General features: G+C 59.4%; 22 protein-coding genes. 1 reads left to right on the top strand and 21 read right to left on the bottom strand.

Features of this window, described 5'->3' with window-relative positions:
- Nucleotides 1-3: 3 nt before the first annotated feature.
- From ASG55_RS08465 to ASG55_RS08380, 18 genes are all read right to left on the bottom strand, one after another.
- Nucleotides 4-342, bottom strand: coding sequence for a phage tail protein (locus ASG55_RS08465; protein WP_056785429.1), 339 nt, complete (start codon nt 340-342; stop codon nt 4-6).
- Nucleotides 342-3,392: a phage tail tape measure protein gene (locus ASG55_RS08460; RefSeq protein WP_056785425.1), complete on the bottom strand. Its 3,051-nt coding sequence runs from the start codon at nt 3,390-3,392 to the stop codon at nt 342-344. Before ASG55_RS08460 ends, ASG55_RS08465 begins: the two co-directional genes overlap by 1 nt.
- Before the next feature lie 27 nt (nt 3,393-3,419).
- Nucleotides 3,420-3,722, bottom strand: a complete 303-nt coding sequence (locus ASG55_RS08455) for a DUF1799 domain-containing protein (protein WP_056785423.1) — start codon at nt 3,720-3,722, stop codon at nt 3,420-3,422.
- Nucleotides 3,723-3,739: 17 nt separating this feature from the next.
- On the bottom strand, nt 3,740-4,120 hold the full coding sequence (locus tag ASG55_RS08450; protein ID WP_056785420.1) for a phage tail assembly chaperone: 381 nt from the start codon (nt 4,118-4,120) through the stop codon (nt 3,740-3,742).
- Between the two features lie 2 nt (nt 4,121-4,122).
- Nucleotides 4,123-4,794 (bottom strand): phage tail protein, encoded by a 672-nt coding sequence (locus ASG55_RS08445; RefSeq protein WP_056785418.1) that lies wholly within the window; start codon nt 4,792-4,794, stop codon nt 4,123-4,125.
- A 68-nt stretch (nt 4,795-4,862) separates the two neighbouring features.
- Nucleotides 4,863-5,282: a phage tail terminator-like protein gene (locus ASG55_RS08440; RefSeq protein ID WP_056785416.1), complete on the bottom strand. Its 420-nt coding sequence runs from the start codon at nt 5,280-5,282 to the stop codon at nt 4,863-4,865.
- Nucleotides 5,279-5,863: a hypothetical protein gene (locus ASG55_RS08435; RefSeq protein ID WP_056785414.1), complete on the bottom strand. Its 585-nt coding sequence runs from the start codon at nt 5,861-5,863 to the stop codon at nt 5,279-5,281. The genes ASG55_RS08440 and ASG55_RS08435 overlap by 4 nt, the downstream gene beginning before the upstream one ends.
- A gap of 1 nt (nt 5,864) precedes the next feature.
- Nucleotides 5,865-6,257 (bottom strand): hypothetical protein, encoded by a 393-nt coding sequence (locus ASG55_RS08430; protein ID WP_056785413.1) that lies wholly within the window; start codon nt 6,255-6,257, stop codon nt 5,865-5,867.
- A gap of 2 nt (nt 6,258-6,259) precedes the next feature.
- Nucleotides 6,260-6,637, bottom strand: coding sequence for a hypothetical protein (locus ASG55_RS08425; RefSeq protein ID WP_056785409.1), 378 nt, complete (start codon nt 6,635-6,637; stop codon nt 6,260-6,262).
- A 10-nt stretch (nt 6,638-6,647) separates the two neighbouring features.
- Entirely contained in the window at nt 6,648-6,953 is a 306-nt protein-coding gene (locus tag ASG55_RS08420; protein WP_056785407.1) for a HeH/LEM domain-containing protein, read from the bottom strand.
- 58 nt (nt 6,954-7,011) lie between these two features.
- Complete coding sequence (locus ASG55_RS08415) at nt 7,012-7,989, bottom strand: major capsid protein (protein ID WP_056785404.1); 978 nt, start codon at nt 7,987-7,989, stop codon at nt 7,012-7,014.
- A gap of 3 nt (nt 7,990-7,992) precedes the next feature.
- Nucleotides 7,993-8,730: a hypothetical protein gene (locus ASG55_RS08410; protein WP_047280233.1), complete on the bottom strand. Its 738-nt coding sequence runs from the start codon at nt 8,728-8,730 to the stop codon at nt 7,993-7,995.
- Between the two features lie 81 nt (nt 8,731-8,811).
- Nucleotides 8,812-9,297, bottom strand: coding sequence for a DnaT-like ssDNA-binding protein (locus ASG55_RS08405; protein WP_056785401.1), 486 nt, complete (start codon nt 9,295-9,297; stop codon nt 8,812-8,814).
- Between the two features lie 8 nt (nt 9,298-9,305).
- The gene (locus ASG55_RS08400; RefSeq protein WP_177342712.1) at nt 9,306-10,418 is read right to left on the bottom strand and encodes a minor capsid protein; all 1,113 of its coding nucleotides are present in this window, start codon (nt 10,416-10,418) and stop codon (nt 9,306-9,308) included.
- Complete coding sequence (locus tag ASG55_RS08395; RefSeq protein WP_056785397.1) at nt 10,336-11,796, bottom strand: DUF4055 domain-containing protein; 1,461 nt, start codon at nt 11,794-11,796, stop codon at nt 10,336-10,338. Before ASG55_RS08395 ends, ASG55_RS08400 begins: the two co-directional genes overlap by 83 nt.
- Complete coding sequence (locus tag ASG55_RS08390) at nt 11,796-13,115, bottom strand: phage terminase large subunit family protein (RefSeq protein WP_056785394.1); 1,320 nt, start codon at nt 13,113-13,115, stop codon at nt 11,796-11,798. Before ASG55_RS08390 ends, ASG55_RS08395 begins: the two co-directional genes overlap by 1 nt.
- The gene (locus tag ASG55_RS08385; protein WP_056785392.1) at nt 13,090-13,566 is read right to left on the bottom strand and encodes a DUF2280 domain-containing protein; all 477 of its coding nucleotides are present in this window, start codon (nt 13,564-13,566) and stop codon (nt 13,090-13,092) included. Before ASG55_RS08385 ends, ASG55_RS08390 begins: the two co-directional genes overlap by 26 nt.
- A 30-nt stretch (nt 13,567-13,596) precedes the next feature.
- Nucleotides 13,597-14,220: a putative metallopeptidase gene (locus ASG55_RS08380; protein WP_056785389.1), complete on the bottom strand. Its 624-nt coding sequence runs from the start codon at nt 14,218-14,220 to the stop codon at nt 13,597-13,599.
- Nucleotides 14,221-14,648: 428 nt separating this feature from the next.
- Here ASG55_RS08380 and ASG55_RS08370 point away from each other — a divergent pair, with 428 nt between their 5' ends.
- Nucleotides 14,649-15,137, top strand: a complete 489-nt coding sequence (locus tag ASG55_RS08370) for a DUF6530 family protein (RefSeq protein WP_056785385.1) — start codon at nt 14,649-14,651, stop codon at nt 15,135-15,137.
- A gap of 54 nt (nt 15,138-15,191) precedes the next feature.
- Here ASG55_RS08370 and ASG55_RS08365 read toward each other — a convergent pair whose 3' ends face one another.
- From ASG55_RS08365 to ASG55_RS08355, 3 genes are read right to left on the bottom strand one after another with little or no spacing between them, the layout of a single operon-like run.
- A complete protein-coding gene (locus ASG55_RS08365) occupies nt 15,192-15,692 on the bottom strand; it encodes a DUF2514 family protein (RefSeq protein ID WP_056785382.1) in 501 nt (166 codons plus the stop codon).
- The gene (locus ASG55_RS08360; RefSeq protein ID WP_056785380.1) at nt 15,689-16,027 is read right to left on the bottom strand and encodes a hypothetical protein; all 339 of its coding nucleotides are present in this window, start codon (nt 16,025-16,027) and stop codon (nt 15,689-15,691) included. Before ASG55_RS08360 ends, ASG55_RS08365 begins: the two co-directional genes overlap by 4 nt.
- Entirely contained in the window at nt 16,027-16,398 is a 372-nt protein-coding gene (locus tag ASG55_RS08355) for a hypothetical protein (RefSeq protein ID WP_056785377.1), read from the bottom strand. Before ASG55_RS08355 ends, ASG55_RS08360 begins: the two co-directional genes overlap by 1 nt.
- Between the last annotated feature and the right edge of the window lie 146 nt (nt 16,399-16,544).

Raw genomic sequence — 16,544 nt, 5'->3', positions numbered from 1 at the left:
CCCTTATGGTTGGAATGCCCGCTCGAACGTGGCGGTGAGTTTGAAGACCCCGCCGCCCATTGGTGTGGGAGCGGGATTTTTGCAGGTGAACAGCCCGAGCTCGCCGAGCGGCGTTGTCCAAAGGAAGGCTTTCGCGCCGGCGTGCCGATCGAGGAACGCCATGATCTCTAGCACCTTGGCCTTTCGACCGGAGCAGGTGATTGGATAGGAATCCTCCTTGTTGTTCGGACCGTCGCCAACGTTCTGCGCGTAGCCGCCGCCGAACTTAGAGGTGCGCACCCGATAGGTGATTTCGGGTGCCTCACCGCGCTCGGTTGGCCAGGTGAATTTCTCGATGGCCATCAGGCCCTCCCATTGGCATTTCGAAAGCTGGTGCCGCCCGCTCGCCAAGAGTCCGCGACGGCTTTCTCGGCTACAGCCTGCATTTGCGATTGAAGGTTTTTCGAGAGCGCTTGCTGGTCTATCTGCATGCCTTCAGACCCACGGTCCTCAGTTAGCACCGTGACCGGTGCGCTGATGCTGATCGTAGTCCCCGAACCGCCACCAGCCGCGAGAACGCCGAGCTTGCCGCTGGAAGTCCGGGTAAGTGGCATGATCGCCTCCGGCCCTGCCTCCCCCATCACGCCCGTCCTGCCGCCGGCCATCCCGAAAGCTGTCGGCGTACTGACAATGCTGTTGGTGAAAGCGCCGCCGTTGGCAAACATCTGCACACCCGATGACCAGGCACCGCCGAGCGCCTGCGGAAAGTAGCTGCTGGAATAGCCCGCCGAGGAGGCGCCGAGATTGGAGGACGTCGCGCCCGCAGACCCAGCCGCCAGCCCATTGCCGCCACTCCCGCCGGTGAAGTAACTGGTGGCAGCACCGACGAGGCTGCTCAGCAATGCCGAACTGGCCTGACGGGTCGCGATGCGCGCCATATCCGCCAGAATCGACTTGGTGAAGTCAGCAAACGACAGCTTCCCGGTCATGGCGAAATTGACGACTGCGTCCTCCATGGAGCTGAAGGCGTTGCCGAACAGGGTTTTCGTCTGGCCCGCGATGTTGCTCGCCGAATCCAAATAGTTGGCCCAGGCCGATGTCGCGCCCTTCGTCCAATCACCCTGCGCTGCCTCCACATCCGCGTAGTTCTGCCGGATTTGGTCGGTTGCCGCCTTGTTCGCATCGGCGAGAGCCTGCGACTTCCGGGCGAACTCCTCCTCCGACATGTTTCGCGACGGATCTGATTTCTGGCTTGCCAGTTCCAGCGACTGCTGAGCGAACCGATCCTGCTGGCTGTTCAGCTCATTGTTGAGTGCGTTCTGTCGATCGCCCTGTCCGACGCCGAGAACGGCGCGCTGCCCTGCCAGTTCCAGCGCTCGCTGTTGCTGAGCCAAGGCCTGAACGTAGGTGGTGATTGAACGCTCTTGTCGGGCGAGACGGCCGGTCTCGTTTGTGGCCAGAACTTCGAGCTGGGTGTCCGCGTCTTTCTGCGCTTTGACCATGCCTGCGCGGGCGTCGGCGATCTTCTGATCGAGCTGGATGCCTTGCGCGGCAGAAGTGGTCTTCTTCGCCTTCGCGGCTTCCAGCGCAGCAATCTCCGCCTCGTACGCCGCAGTCACCTCGTCGCGCTCGTTGCCGATCTGCGCTTCGCGTTTCAGGGCGTAGTCGGCTTGAGAAACGAGCCCGGCCTTCTGCGCTGCCTCCAGTTCTTTCTGGGCGTTTTTGTACTCTTCGCTGATGGCTGCAAGGTTGTTCTTGGCGTTGTTGAAACTGGTCAGATCGACCTGTGAACCAGCCGCTTTCGAATCCTTAAACTGGTCGTTGATGTTCGCCAGGTTCTTGTCGATTGCCGCCTGATTCAGGCGTGGGTCGTTGGGTGCGACCTTGCGGATGTCTTCGAGCTGCCGTTTGTATTCCTTGATCGCGTCGGTGCGTTTCTGCTCATTCGTCAATGCTGACTTGGTGAGTGCGTCGACCTTCGCCATTGAGGAGACGGCATCGCCCTGAGCTTTCGCCTGCTCTCCTTGCCATTTGGCGATATCGGCTTCGGCAGCCTTCTGATCCTCCAGCATGTTGAGACGATTCTGGTAGAGATCAATCATCTCCTGCTTGTTCTGGAACAGGCCGATATCGCCAGCCTGAGCGCCGGCCAAGTCGCGACGAGCCTGCTCGATATCGGCGCCGATATCGCTGCGCCCGATATTCTTCAATCCATCAGCAGCCCGAGCAACGGCGTTGTAGCCCTTCTCCCAGAAACTCAGATTCTCGAGGATTCGCGGCGTGCGCTCGTTGATTGCATCAGCGAACGACTCGGTGGCCAGCTTCACGGCGCCTGCATGGTCGCCCTGCTTCTCCAGCGCGGTGATCTGCGAGTAAACCGACGCGGTCAGGTAGTGGTACTGCTCATTAAGCGCGGCAGAGGCTTTGACCGGGTCGTCGGCGAGCTTGGCGAACTCCGCTACCGTCTCGCTTACGGCCTTGCCGGTCGCTTCCTGCATCGACACGGCGGCTTGGGTGATGCCCGTAAAGCTTTCGCCAGCAATCTTTCCATTGCCGGCCAGCAGGGCGAGAACCTCAGCGGCTTGCCCGGTTGTGCCGACAGTTGCGCTCACCTGGCGCGCCATATCGCCGATCTGTCCAGCACTAGCACCGGCGTAATTGCCGGTCAGGATTAGCGATTTGTTGTAGCTGTCTTGTTCCTCGCTCCCCTTGTAGAAAGCGTATGCCAACCCACCCACCGCGGCGGTGGCCAGCGCCAGCGGGCCGAGAATGGCCAGCAGACCCGCCGCGCCCTCACCCGCACCTGCACCCAACTGCGCGACTGCGCGAACGCCGCTTCCCCAGTCTCCCGAGGAAAGCGCATTGCCCAACTGCACGACGTTTTCCTGCGCCTGGCGAGTTCCGAGGCGCAGCTTGTCGAAGCCGGTGGTGGTTTTGTTGAGCTTGTCGTAGTCCTTGTCGATCTTGCCCAGGGCGGTGTTGTACTCGTCCTGGCTGATCCGGCCGGCATCCAAGTGTTTGCCCAGTTGCTCGACCTGAGTATCCAGCTTCGCCAGTGCGGCACGGGCCGGGTCGATGGCGCCCAGAAGGCCGTTCAACGCCTTCTGCTCATCCATGGCCGACTTGGCCAGCGCTACCTGCTGCTTGTCGAGCTGCGCAGAAATCTTGGCGGCCTCAGCCTCGCCATAGGCGCCGGTCTTGGTCAGCTTCGCCAATGCTTCCCGCTGTTTTGCGAGATCCTGCGTGGTCTTGGCGTTGGTAGAGAGCGATTTCTCCAGCGCCTGCATTTCGTTCATCAACGAAACGGCGGACTGCTCGGCGCGGCCGCCGGCCTTCGCCATTTCATCCAGGCTGGTTTTGGCCTGAATAGCGTCGGCCGAGTCGATCTTGACGCCGAGTTCTGCAATGTTCATCGACTCACCTTGAATAGATGCCCGCGTTTACGGGCTGTTTTCCCTTTCCTCTGCCATGACGCGCAGGGCTTCGCCTTCCAGCACCTGAATGTCTGGGAAGATTTCAGCGAGTTTCTTTTTCTTGATGCCGAGGAATCCGGCCACGTCGCGGATACTGTTGTAGTCGAGACCGATAGCGCCGCCGGCGCCGACACGCCACTGAGTGGACATCCTGTTGAACAGGAGGAAAGAAGGCCAAAGGCACGGCCAAACCTCGAATTCCTCTTCAATGTCCTCAGCGTCCAACCCGAATGCGGCAAGTTGCTCCGCATTCGGAGGAGGCTCATACATGGCGCGGGCGGCGCGAATCAGTTTCCCGTGCGGGCCTTGGCGTAGGCCGCCTGGTAGGCATTTACCACGGCCTCGGTTGCACCGTGGCAAGACGTCACCAGCGCCTTGATGCCCTCGTCGTCGAACTTGTCATCGAACTCCCAGCCAACAACCAGATCCTTGATCTGCTGCATTTGGTTTTCGGTGTCGACCGCAACAATTTGAGACATCGTAGGCTTGTCGCCGAACTGGTCGAGGCTTTGCTTTTGTCGCTGATTCCATCCATCGAACAGCGCGGCAAGTTCGATGCGGTCTCGATATTTGAAGGTGAATTCCACCTTCACTGGGTCTTGGCCAACTACCGGGACCATCACTGCGCCGGGAAAAGTTGGCGCTTGCGCAATCTTGAATTTCGCCATGATCAGGCGCCGCCGCCAGCAGCAACCGGCGCGCGATACGCTGTGATTTCAGCGTTGATGGTGAAGCCAAAGGAAACGGCCGCACCTTCGTTGCGCACCAGCGTTGGGGTCTTATTGAAGGATGCATAACCGGCGTAGTAGATCGTTTTGCCGTTGGGCAGCGACATACGCAAGATGCGCACCTCCTTCTCTCGATCGGCCTTATCCAGCTCTTCGTACCAGGCCAGGCTGTCATCGTCAGCCAGTTGGAAAGCGAACGCCTGCGCATTTTTGGTGGTCGGGATCTGTTTGTCGCGGCGCGCCTCGAGAGGGGCGTAAGTCCAGTATTGCTGCTCACCTCCGGACATGGAGTTGCCGATAACCTGGTTGACGGCTACCCAGCCGGTAACTTTCTTCGCGGTACCGCCACTGATGCCATCGGGAAAGAAAGCCACGTTGGACGTGTCGATGCCTTCCAGGGTGAATGCACCGGCCGCCGCGTTGGATACACGCACGGCGCGCTCGTTGATGTCCTCCCAGCCGGAGGTGATCAGAAGAATATCGCCATTGGCGAAGCCGTTTGCGGCGCTGGTAGCTACACCCGGGTTCGCGTTGCTGATTGCCGAAATCAGCTTGGCGGCGGCGAATCCGCTGGAAATTGAAAGCGTCGCCCCGTTGGGGAAGTAAACAGACATGGGTTTTCCTCTTTGCAGAAATGACAAAACCCGCGCAGAGGCGGGTTCCGATTTGCCCAACGGGCGGGTTATGGCGTGGTGTCAGACCGGTATGAGAACGACAGCGGGACGGTGTAGGTTGAATCGCCTGTGATGCCTGGGCCGACATCCACAGGCGTCATGGGCGTTACGACGAAACCATTCTTCACGTCGCGCACATAAAGCGGAAATAACGCGATGATCTCGGCGGCAATGGGGTTGGCTTTTGCTTTACCTGTGCCTGCCGGGCAAATAATGCTGACCTGGAACACGCCGGTATAGAGCCGGTGCTCTCCGCCGAGCGTGTTGCTGGCCGTGTCGCCCGGAATGGTGAACGCCCGCAGGTAAGTCTCGCCCGCTGTGGGTGTGTAGGGCATGTTCTCAAAAACGATTTTCAGCTTCTCCGGCCTTGCATTGTTCCAGGCGATCAGCTTTGCCTCGTAGATCGAGGCGATGATGGCGTGACTCATACTTGGTTGTTCCTGATGGCGTCCAACACGATTTGCTGGAAGCGAGCCACGGTTACCCGAACCATGCCGCCGGGGGCCTGGGTCGAATGGCCGAACTCCAGCGGAATCGCATAGGGCAAATTGTTGATGATGTAGGCCATCTGGCCAGCGGTGAAGTCGCTCATTGCCGCGACCAGCGCGGCAGTGGTTTCGGCGCCGCTTGGGTCTACCTCGTCAAAGGTGACGCTTTCGACCACGCCGAGAGAGATGTGCCAGTTCGCACGGAACCGGCCGCCGACGTAGCCTTCGGGCGCTTTGACGTCCATGCCATCGTTGAGCTTGCGGTCTTTCTTGAGCCTGCCACCCTTCGTCAGATTGGCCGGGTCGCTGCGCAGCGCAGTATTGTGTTCGTCGACAGCCTTGTTGTACTCGGCCGCCACAGCGTTTTGCGCCCAGATTTCCGGGTTGCCAACGGGAGACATACGGATCAGGCTGCTGCCGACTTCGATGATGATCTCGCGCACACTGGCATCGATCGCTCCGCTGGTCTGCGCCGCGAACTCGGCCAAGCTCAGGGCGAAGCTGCCGGATTGAGCGGCCATGTCATTTCCTCAGTTGTGCTGTCCACGTCGCGTCAGCTGGATCGGCAGACACATTCATTACGCGCATGCCGTTGACGATATCGCCGATGGCGGGTTCGGCCGGTACCGCCGTCGGCACACCGGCCTCTGACACGAACAGCTCGTTTTGCAGCACCAGAAGCTTTTTGTCGGTGGTTTGGATCAGTGAGCCGTCGATTTCCTTGGACAGGTAGCTGCCCAAGACGCCGCGCCCCATGTAAGTGATGGTGGTCTCCGGCGTCTCGCCGCCCAGGTCGGGGTCATACTCGCCCGCGACCTTACGCACACCGGTCACCGGCTGGAGCGCGTCAGCGAGGCCGTCAGGATCGTCGAACGCCTCAGCCATTTCGGCCTGAATCTCTTCGCGCATACTCATGATCAGATCCTTTTGAGCATCATCACGCCGGAGCGCTTGATCCAAGGCTCCAGTAGCGCCAAGGCGAAGTTCACACCCGCCGACTGATCAGTAGATCCGGCCACGTAGGTCTTGCTCACAGACGTGCCGGACTGAGCCGAAACCGTCTTGCTCTGCACTTCCTTCTGAGTTGCCGCGTACAACTTGCCCGCCGCCGCCTCTTTGGCGACCTGGGCGCCGGCTGTTTTGATCTCGATCGGAACCGGATCTGGAACAACCCGCTTGATCTTGGCCGTGAGCCAGGCGTTGGCCATGGTCACAGCAAGGACCGGATCACCGGCGCCGGCCCAGCCAGGACCCAGCGAAGCGTCAACATCGGCAACGGTGATGAAGTCGGTCATGTGCTTGTCCTTATTCCGCTGGCACCAGGGCCTGCAGGTCTTCTTTCTTGGCGGCTGGGTCGAAGGCGATGCCCTTTGCCGTCAGCCAATCTTTCAGCTCCGGCACCTTCATCTTCAGAGGGTCGGTTTCGGCGATTTCTGGCTCCTTGCCGTCCGAAACCTTGATGCCCGCCGCTTCGTACGCATCGTAAATTTCAGGCGCATCGCCCTCGATGACCACCTCAGTGGCAGTGCCAATGACGCCGAAGAACTCGCTCAGCAGGCGGTAGCACACGCCGCGCTCTTTGCCCGGTTTGTCCGTATAGATAACTTTCATGAGTCACCTCAAATGCAGCCCGGCGCCTTTGCAGGCGCCAGGGTAAGTGAAGGCCGGATTACGGCGTGGTGGTACCGCTGATGACGGCGGCGAATGGGACCTGCTTGCGGCTGAACACGCGCTCCCAGTTCGCAGCAGCGGCATACTGGGTCGCGGTCGGGCTGAGGTTCTGAGCTTCGGAGCCTTTCCAGCTGAAGCCAGCAGGCTGGAGGATGTAGGTCTTCCGTTCCCACAGCACCTCTGCACCGCCGCCATTACCGCCGCCCGGTTTGCGCTCGATCTCCACCGGCACCTTCGGCGTGCCTTCGCCGTAGCCGAACGCGCCTTGGCCGAAGAACACCGACAGGTACTTGCCAGCGCCGTACACCAGGCCATCGTCCATGAACACCGGCTTACCCAGGTAGGTAGCCAGGATGATCTTGCCGTCGGAGTCGCGCAGATACTCGATGAGGTCCTGCTTGACCATCTGGTTCATCACCACCGAGTGCACGCCGATCGCGCCGAACTGGTCGGCCGCATCGCCGGCGGTAAACGCGGCATCCTGAAACGCGTTCGCGCTGATGGCCGCGCCCGCGTCGATGACCATGTCACCGCCGTTGTTGGCAATGTTCGAGGCGATGATGCCGCGCGCTGCACCGAGAGCGTAACGCTGCCACTGGCGAGTCCAGTAGGTGCCGAAGCGGTTGCGGATCTGCTGCTGAGGCTCGCTGTTCGCCAGTTCAGCAGTCAGGTCGGCCACGCCATAACCTTTGTTGAGGTACAGGACGCGAGCACGCATGCTGTCCTGAGTGACTTTGCCGACTTCGCCCTGGTCGTTCGGATCATCGTTGCTGATATTCGGGGCTTCATCAGCATTGAGATCCTGCCAGTAGCTAATCTCGGCGGTGCCTTGGCTGCCGGAAGCGATAGCGTCCAGGACAGGCGAGCGGGTCACGATCCCCGACTCGTATACAGCGGTTTTTTCCGGGCTATTTACCGGCTCCAGCGAGGCGTAGTAGTCACCGACGAAGATGTCGGTCAGTTGGGTAGTTGCCATGAATTAGGTTCCTTTGGTGGCCTGGATTTTCTTGAACAGCTCGGGGTTGTCACGGGCGATCGCAGCGCGTTCGGTTTCCGTGTACTCGCCCCACTTTTTCGTGGCCTTGCCACCGTTGTCGCCGGTCTGTCCGGCGCCCTGAGCCCTTGGCCACAGGTGTGTTGCTGTTTCACGCAGAGATTCCGCCCATTCGAGCGGCGACAGCGGAGTTTTCCCGTCCTTCCCGTAAACGACCTCGCCGTCACGGTCGGTGGCAATCGCCTCGCCGTCCTCACTGAGTTTGAAAGTGCCCCGGGCGCGCAGGATGATGTCCTCGGCAGCCTCAGGGAGCGCGCCGGCCTTGATGGCAGCCGCGCGAATAGAATCGGCCAGCACCTTGTCGCTGTACTTGGCAGCGAATTGCTCGGCCTTGTCGGCGCGAGCCTTCTCGGCAGCCAGCTTGGTGTCGTAATCGGTGCGCAGGCGCTCGGTACGGCGAGTGATGACCTCGTCCAGCTTGCCTTCGGCAATGAGCTTGGTTTCTTCGTCCTGGCCAACCTTGGTCAGCAGACCTTTCACGGCTGCGATATCCAACCCTTCGAACTGGGACTTGAATCCGTCCAGCTCAGTTTTGGTGGTCCGGAGCGAGCCAAGCAGCTCGGTGTTTTTGTTCTTGAGGCCCAGGGTCGCAGCCTCAACAGCAGCAGCAATGGCGGTCTGTACTGCCGGGTCTTCAAGATCAATCTGGTTTTCGTCTGCCACTTGGTGCACCCCTTGGGTTTGGTCGGCCCGCTTTGCAGGCATAAAAAAACCGCCCATTGGGCGGTTGGTGTGAGTTCTGATTTATTGGACTATCGAAAGCCCGCGCATGACCAGATAGTCGGCGAACTGAGTCCTGCTCGGCGCATACGGTGGAGGCCGAAGCATCGCTCCGGGATTGCTCCGGAGCAACGTCACGCGCTCTCCGTCTTTCTCGGTGCCGAAGGCAGGCTCAGGGATGCCGAACCCGTTATCCGCAGCGTAAAGCTCTACTGCCAGCCTGAGCTGACCCCATTCAATTTCGAACGGGACAAACGTTTCCGAAAGAATTTCCATTCCGACCTTGCACTGGCGCCTGGGCCAAGCCATCGCCTGCGCATCTCGCGTCTTGCGGCCCTTCCATTCCATGGAATTCATGGTGGCCGCAGCGCGCAACAGCAGAGCCCTTTGCTCGTTCTCGGTAGAAGGGAGCGGGAAGCCGTAGTAGTTTCGGTAGAAGACCAGTTTCTCCAACGGCACAAAGCTGTTGGCGTCTGGCCTCCCTGTTCCATCCTCGACGATGACAAGCATAGGTGTGCTCAGCCTGATTGAGCGCCGAGTGTAACGCCTGCCCGGCTGAACATGTCAGGCTCAAGATCCTTGAGTTGAGCAAGGGTCAGCGGCTTGAACGACTTGTCGAGCTGCAGCTTTGCGAACTTATCCGGCGTCAGTCCCCCATCGCGGAACAACCTGGCGCGCACAGGCCCGAGCGCATGATCCTGAAAGCTCGCCGGCTGCGTTGCCAGCCACTCGTAATAGTTCAGGCTGGCGTCGACCTGCGCCCCGCCATTGTCGCCCACCGAAGCGCGCGTGGCGTCCTTGGCAAACGTCTCCGAGAGCCTGGTGGTCGGCACCGTGGTCGACCGGCAGTTGATGTGCGCCGGCGGCAACGGCCCCTTGCCCAAATCGAAGCGCATACCGTCCAGGCCCTTGCACTGCTGCGAGGTCTTGCGGTCGAGCGTCGACACCCAGCGGTAGCCCAGCACCACGTCACTGTTGGCCTTCAGCGTCTCCATTCGCGCCGTGGTCGCCACGTGCTGGATTGCCGTCTGCACCACAGCAGCAGCGTTGCGATTGCTCACCGCGAGGACGCCGTCCGTGAAGTTCTGCGCCGCGGTACCGCGAATCGCCTGAATGATCTGGGCGTTGGTTTGGCCCTGGCCGAAGCCGAGCCTGATGGTGTTCGTCACACGCATCGTCTCAGTCCGCGTCCAGCCACTGACGAAACTTTTCAGCAGCTTGCCGCCATCGATGCCTTTCACCTGCAGCGGATAGGAAAACACCGCCGCGCGGATCACTGTGTTGCTCGGCACCACCGCATCGATGGACAGTGCATTACTCAGGCTGTTGGCCTCAAAGGTCGACTCGTACAGCGCAATATCGACCAAATCGGCCTGAACCAGATCACCGTAGGCTTTGTAGATCTCGAGCAGTTTGCCGTCCACTCGGGCCAGAAACTGCTCAAGACGGTCCCGGCTGTAGGTGGTCAGCTCCTTGCGGGTCAGTTGCTCCCGCACAAGCTTGTCGATCTGGCGCAGGTATTTTTCAAACTTCTTGACCTCGCCGGCCTTAAGCCGCTCCAGCATTACCGAGTGGCGCGTCGTCTGCTCCAGCAGTTGGCTGTCCGCCTGCGCCAGGTTTGTCGATGGCATCGTCTTTATCCAGGTTGATGCCGGCCGACTCGCGCTCATCGCTAATCAGGTCGGCTTCGTCTTCGTATGGCCGATCCGGCAGCTTTCCGGTCGTCAGGTACTGCCAATAGGTGTCGGCGCTGATCGTGCCAGCCATCACGCCCTTGAGAAGCTCAGCAAGCACCTGAGCATCGACCACTGGGGTCACAAATTCAGGACTCACCTTGAACTTGACCTGCTTGGGGTCGTAGCCCTTCCACTCGGCTGCGTACCGCAACCCCTGCTCCACTGCCTCTGCCACCGTGACGACAATGCTGTGCAACGTGGCGTGCTGGTCGTTCTGACGTGTTTTACGCGCCTCGCCCGACTCTGTGCCGCCTATGTCCATGACCTTGGCGCCGGCTTCAAGCGCGGCGTTCTTCTGGTCGTCCATCGCCTTGCGGACAGCTTCAATTCCGGCGCCCTGAAACTCCAGATAGCCACATTTGCCGTCTCGACCGAGATCCCATGCCGCAGATGGCCCGGTCACGCTCAGCTCTACAGAATCGTCGAGGCCAGACACCCATGGTTGCGGGTGGCTGGTCTGATGTAGGGCAGTGAAATAGTCAGCGCTCAACTGATAGGACTTCAGCGCGGCGCGCGCCATTGTGAGCAGCGGCACCTCGTCCACTTCCGGCGAATTGTCGGTCGAACCGCAGTAGATCACCGGCAAGTAGGACAGGCCTTTGACCAGTCGGTTGTCGGTGCCAGTGGTGCCCAAGGGTTTCTCTTCCTCGACGATCTCCCCACCTTCGTTCCGCACAGCGGTGTAACAGGTCTCGTCTTGCATGAAGAACTCACGAAACACCGTGTCGCAGTCGTGGCTGTAGCGGTCGCCGCCCTTCTTGCGGAACTCTCGGAACACCGAAAGGACCAGGTCTTGGCGACCGCCTTGATCAGCCGTGTCCCAGTTGATCGCGTTGCGCGTGGCGTACGTCGAGAAGTACGGCTCACCACGGTCATCGATGTTCACCACCAGCGGGACGCGGCCGTGTGAAATAGCCTGACGCACCATGCGGAAGAACAGTTGCTTTAGGCCGAAGCCGTCAGAGGTGGCATTCTCCTCGAGTCCCCTCAGGCCGGAAGGCAGCTCAATCTCTGGGATGAGTCGAGAAACAAGCCCCATCATCGACCGCAGAGAGTCGCGCACCCAATGCTCGTACTGAGCGCGGTTCGTATAGTTCTCGTAGAGATACTTATTGCCCGCGCCGTCGAGCTTCTCAGCTTCGACCATGCCGCTCGGCTTTGGCAGGTTGCGCTCGTTGCGCTTGACGGCGCACTCACCCTCGAGCGCGTCGTCCATCATCTCCCACTCGGCGATGTGCGCGTCGTAGTCGGGGTTTGTCGATTGCACTGGCATCAGGCCAAGCCTCCAATTCGGCGTGTTCCGCCTGTGCGTGTTTTGATCGGGTACCGCTTGGCAATGAAGTAGCCAGGGGCATCCACCAAGTGGTCGTAGCCGGCCTTCTTATCGGGCTCGCCCTTGTCCGTGTAAATCTGGCGCTCCAGGCACTGCGTGTATTTCGGACACTGGTCGACGTTGACCAGATATCGATGCTCGCCGTAGGTATTGGCGAACATCGCGCACATGGCGTTGACCCGGTCCTTCACAGCGGGGTTGGTCGAATCCACCACTACGGTAAAACCAGCCTTTTTCAGCAATGACAAGTCGGATTCGCTTGCGCTCTTGCTGCTTGTGTTCTGGCCGCTGGCGTCCGGGTAGATCGCAATGCTGTGGTCAGGAAAGCGGAGCTTGATCTTCTCGATCATCTCAGGCGTGTCACGCACATCTGAAAACTCGCTGAGCGCCAGTGGCAGGTCATCTCGAATGACGTGCACGACTGCCGCCATCTTCATGACGTTGAAGTCCATGCCGATGTGCAGGGCCTCGCCGCGCCTTATCGTTTCGCTGGTGCGGTTCGCCTCACGATTGAACGTGTAATAGACGACACCCGCGTAGTTCTCAAAGCTGGCTTCGTATTCCTGCCGAAAGGTGCGAGGGTCCATCTTGCGGCGCGCCGCATCCAGCTCTTCAGCCGGAACGTTGCCGCCATCGAGCGAGGTGTAGAGCCAGCTCTTGTGATCAGGCTCATGCCCCGGCCGGCCGTCTTGAAACGTGTCGTAGCAGTGATTGAATCCCTTGGGCGTGCCGATGCGTAGCGCGTGACCACCCTTCCGCATGCCGATGCCCGGTATCGAGTATTGGCAGGTCGAAAGCATCGGCCGCAAAACCTCTTCCCAAGCCTCCCATGGACAGTCAGCCCATTCATCCACTAGGACGAAGAACAGACCGGAGCCGCGCAAGTTGTCGTAGTTGTCGAGCCCTACCACGCGCATGACGTGGCCAGACTTGAGCGTGATTGAGCATTCCGTTTCGTTCGGACGGTGTGCACGCCACGCTTCAGGGATTGCCTGCTTCAGCCGACGCCAGAACACGCGCTTGGCCTGCTTGAAGGTCGGCGCACCGTACCAGATCTCGTCCTCGACGCTTACACCCCACTCAGCAGCCAGCCGAGCAGCTCGGCGCATCTCAGCTTTGCCCAAGAACGTCTTGCCGAACCGGCGACCACACACCGCATCGCGGAAGCGCGCCTGAGGCTGGAAGCCCCAGCAGTAAATGTTCGCCTGCTTCGGCGTCAGCTTTACCGGCGGGTCATAGGTACGGGGTAGCGGGGACATTCTCATCAGGCTCCAGGGTGTACTCAGCAACGGCGTGCTGCTGGTCCGCTTGGGAACCCAGAGGTTTTTCAGGTTCGAGGCGACGATTCACGTAAACGTCGCCCACTTCTTTGGCTGCCTGCTCCAGCAACTGGGCAGTCAGCGCCATGTTCTTCATGTTCTCGGCCTTCTCGGCCATTCGTCCCAAGGTGCGAAGTCGATACGCTCGGTTGGCGATCGGGATCTCTGCCGTCTCTTCGCGGAACCTCTTGCGGGTGTCGTTGAATAGCGTCTGCCACTTCACGTGCAGGTTGCGTCCAACGTACTTGGTTGGGTCGTATGCCTCGCACTGTTGGCGGGTAACTTCGAGCCCGAATCTTTCTTTGACGGACGCCACCACTTGAGATGGCGTGTCAAAGCAGGCGAGAGCCTGTACGACAAAGGCTTTCACCTCGTCTCTGAGTGCGGCCATAAGTGGGCATCCGTCAAAGTACTGTCAAAGTCAGGCCGACTTGAGCAGACAGGTTCCGCAGGCCCTCGATATGTTCAATTTCCCCACCTCAGCAGGATTGTTTGCAGCGTCCACCAGCTCTTGCACTTGAGGGCTCGCCCCATATCGACGCACCACACCGACGAACTCTTCAACGTCGTGTCCGCGCATCTCAAGCTTGGGTAATCCTTCCTGGGTGAACTTGGGTGCGCCGTACTGATCGGTCGCCTGAGCGATGTGGTACAGCTCATGCTCGACTAGTGCGCAGAAGTCAGCGTCGCTGCACTGAGCGCAGTAATCGGCAGCCAGGGTGATGATGTAGGCCGGCACATCGCCGAACCAGTCCAGCATCTGTTGCTCCATTCGGGCCTTCTGCCAGCCACCAGCGCGGAACGCTACCTGTTCGGCCTGGCCAACGACCGTACGCCCCTTCTTCGTGAAAGCGGCAGACGCCCACATCACACGAATGTCCGCATCGATCAGATGGGCATGGTCTTCGTTGTGGATGCTGCCGGTGTCGGCGAGGATCTCGGCTTGGAGCCATTCCCATACTTCAGGAGCTGGGGTCAGGCGGATCCCAAAGTCGGATAGCTCTGACAGCTCGAACAACGACGTCGGAGGGTATGGCCTGCTCATGACTCACCTTGTGCTTGAAACAGTGGCCAAACGCCGGTATTGATGTGGATCCAATTCAACAGAGGTACTTTTATGTTTAGCTTCAAAATCGGGCTTCTTAGCTTTGTTCTACCGCTTGCCATGTGCGCACTCTACTTAGTCGCGCGCCAACTTCGCCGTTTTGTCGCATATGCAGACAACACAACGCCTCCTAAAGAGCGCCCGAAAGTCTATCTAGTACTAGCAGCCGTGATGGGCTTCATCTGCGGTAGTGGCCTTCAGCCGACTTACGACAAAGCCATGCAGTGCAAGGCGGATAGCCTGCCTATTGTCGCATGCACGTTTTTCCCAAACGCTAGCCAGCGTTAAGCGGTTAGAGTGCAGTGCCGTGCTCACCTGCGGCACACCTACCTAGCGTCACCACTCATCAGCATAAGGAATGGCAGAGGATGCCTATCGAAGAGTTTGGCGGTAAGAACAACTACAAAATTACTCCACCGCTACCACAGCACCTTGAGCACCAACCGATTTACGCAATGCCATACCAACCATTCGATGGCATCTATCGTAAAAACACTGACGCACGATATCTATCAGTTGGATTGTCGCAATGGGGTCACGACGATCTATCCCTCAAAATCATGCGCTACAGAGACCAATGGTCACGGCAGTCTGAGGAGATCCCACTCCACAGAGTTATCGATTCGACTGTTTTTCTAGCGAAGGTTTTGCTGGATAGAGACCAGCAAAGCGTAGAAATAGAACGAAATCTTTTTGTAGATCAGCCAGAAGGATTTCGAGTACGAGAGGAATCCGTAACTGCCACTGACATCCAGAAGTTTGAGGTCTTTTTAGAGACTCACAATGACCAGCTGAAAGAACGCTTCAACAAGCTTTTTCAGCTGCTCAGTAGTCTCAAAACACAGGGTAAGCTCTAACTATTTAGTGTCAGATCGCGACACAATTTGCTGATTCGCGAAACGTGTCGCGACCTACTTGCTCCTCTGTGCGGCGGTGTATGCAGCCTCACACGCCAATCCAGCTATTCGGCTTCGATCAAGCGCTTCTGCCAGTCTTCCCGCTTCTTCGTCAGCGCTTCTACGCAGGTCGGCGAGCAGAACGGTAAGGTCGGCTCTTGCCTGGCTTCCGCTGGCAACCTCGGCAGCACAAGACTTTCGCTTTGCGAGGAGGTCGGTAATTTGCTGCTGCAGGCTGCGAGCCCGGTTATCAGCAACAACAACGGCAGCCGATACATGCTCAGTCTTGGCTTTCGCATCGTCGGAGACTCGGTTGATGTCATTGGTGATCTCGCGCTGAATGCGCAGCGTGTTGGTCAGCGAATCCACTCGAGCGGTCGCGGTGTCGCGCTCGGCGGTTATGGTTGCTCGATCGTCCTTCACGCTATCGAGACGCAGCGATAGGTAACCGACAGCTGCGAGCGCTGCCAGCACTACCCACACCCACGCAGGAACCAGCTTCAGCAACGCGTTCACGGGGTCTGCCGCTCTACGGCTTCGTTGACCTTCTCCGCTGCCTTGCTCGCGGTATCGGCTGCCTGGACTGCTGAGTTCGATGCCTCTTGCACCTTTACTGCCGCGTCCTGCGTCTTCTCGGCCAGACTGTTGAGGCGAACGTCTCGCTTGCCCAGCGCAGCGTCATAAGCACGGCGAACTTCGGCGAGCTGCTTGGTCTGCTCACCGCTGGCTGACCACACGCCAGCCTGGTAACCAAGGATCAGGCCGCCGGCCAGCAGCAGCGCGGCGATGACCCACACTTCTGCCCGACGCCACCAGCGGCGAGCAATGAATTCCATAGCGCATCTGTCCATCAGTTGATGCCTCCCAGCTTGGTACGCAGGCGGGCGATTTCTTCGCTCTGCGAGGTAACCGTTGCGGTGAGCTGTGCGACTTGGCTTGTGAGGGCTTCGATCTTCCCCTCCATCCGGCCTACCGCTGCGGCAAGCTCGTTGCGCTCTTTGGCGAACTGGTCAGCGCGGGCTTCAGCTTCCTTCCGTGCAACACGCTCGGAGTCCAGAAGCTCATTCAGCCGCCGAAGCGTGAAAATGTCGGCGTTATCCATCGCCCTGTCAGCAGCATCCTTCGAGAGGAATTTACGCAGCCAAAGGAAGCCGGCCAGCAACACGGTTCCGGTACCGCCCAGCCAGGTAGCTGTGCCTGGGCCGAGGTCAGTAGGATCCATCGCAACTCCATCATGAAAAGCTGACCCGTCAGGCCAGTGCAAATAGGTCGGCGTCCGCTGCACTCCCAGCTCGGGGCTATGGGTGTGGGGAGCCGAAAATGAAAAAGCTCCCGCGATTGCAGAAGCCTCGAATAGATGCGCGGGCG

The organism is Pseudomonas sp. Leaf434 (assembly GCF_001425545.1).
GTDB classification, from domain to species: domain Bacteria; phylum Pseudomonadota; class Gammaproteobacteria; order Pseudomonadales; family Pseudomonadaceae; genus Aquipseudomonas; species Aquipseudomonas siliginis.
This window is presented reverse-complemented; position numbering and strand designations above follow the sequence as displayed.

Coding starts and splice junctions, on each gene's coding strand:
- ASG55_RS08405 (WP_056785401.1), bottom strand. CDS start 9,297: ATGCTTGTCATCGTCGAGGATGGAACAGGGAGGCCAGACGCCAACAGC.
- ASG55_RS08460 (WP_056785425.1), bottom strand. CDS start 3,392: ATGAACATTGCAGAACTCGGCGTCAAGATCGACTCGGCCGACGCTATT.
- ASG55_RS08390 (WP_056785394.1), bottom strand. CDS start 13,115: ATGTCCCCGCTACCCCGTACCTATGACCCGCCGGTAAAGCTGACGCCG.
- ASG55_RS08400 (WP_177342712.1), bottom strand. CDS start 10,418: ATGCCATCGACAAACCTGGCGCAGGCGGACAGCCAACTGCTGGAGCAG.
- ASG55_RS08415 (WP_056785404.1), bottom strand. CDS start 7,989: ATGGCAACTACCCAACTGACCGACATCTTCGTCGGTGACTACTACGCC.
- ASG55_RS08420 (WP_056785407.1), bottom strand. CDS start 6,953: ATGAAAGTTATCTATACGGACAAACCGGGCAAAGAGCGCGGCGTGTGC.
- ASG55_RS08395 (WP_056785397.1), bottom strand. CDS start 11,796: ATGCCAGTGCAATCGACAAACCCCGACTACGACGCGCACATCGCCGAG.
- ASG55_RS08430 (WP_056785413.1), bottom strand. CDS start 6,257: ATGAGTATGCGCGAAGAGATTCAGGCCGAAATGGCTGAGGCGTTCGAC.
- ASG55_RS08445 (WP_056785418.1), bottom strand. CDS start 4,794: ATGTCTGTTTACTTCCCCAACGGGGCGACGCTTTCAATTTCCAGCGGA.
- ASG55_RS08355 (WP_056785377.1), bottom strand. CDS start 16,398: ATGGATCCTACTGACCTCGGCCCAGGCACAGCTACCTGGCTGGGCGGT.
- ASG55_RS08370 (WP_056785385.1), top strand. CDS start 14,649: ATGCCTATCGAAGAGTTTGGCGGTAAGAACAACTACAAAATTACTCCA.
- ASG55_RS08465 (WP_056785429.1), bottom strand. CDS start 342: ATGGCCATCGAGAAATTCACCTGGCCAACCGAGCGCGGTGAGGCACCC.
- ASG55_RS08450 (WP_056785420.1), bottom strand. CDS start 4,120: ATGGCGAAATTCAAGATTGCGCAAGCGCCAACTTTTCCCGGCGCAGTG.
- ASG55_RS08425 (WP_056785409.1), bottom strand. CDS start 6,637: ATGACCGACTTCATCACCGTTGCCGATGTTGACGCTTCGCTGGGTCCT.
- ASG55_RS08435 (WP_056785414.1), bottom strand. CDS start 5,863: ATGGCCGCTCAATCCGGCAGCTTCGCCCTGAGCTTGGCCGAGTTCGCG.
- ASG55_RS08440 (WP_056785416.1), bottom strand. CDS start 5,282: ATGAGTCACGCCATCATCGCCTCGATCTACGAGGCAAAGCTGATCGCC.
- ASG55_RS08380 (WP_056785389.1), bottom strand. CDS start 14,220: ATGAGCAGGCCATACCCTCCGACGTCGTTGTTCGAGCTGTCAGAGCTA.
- ASG55_RS08360 (WP_056785380.1), bottom strand. CDS start 16,027: ATGGACAGATGCGCTATGGAATTCATTGCTCGCCGCTGGTGGCGTCGG.
- ASG55_RS08385 (WP_056785392.1), bottom strand. CDS start 13,566: ATGGCCGCACTCAGAGACGAGGTGAAAGCCTTTGTCGTACAGGCTCTC.
- ASG55_RS08455 (WP_056785423.1), bottom strand. CDS start 3,722: ATGTATGAGCCTCCTCCGAATGCGGAGCAACTTGCCGCATTCGGGTTG.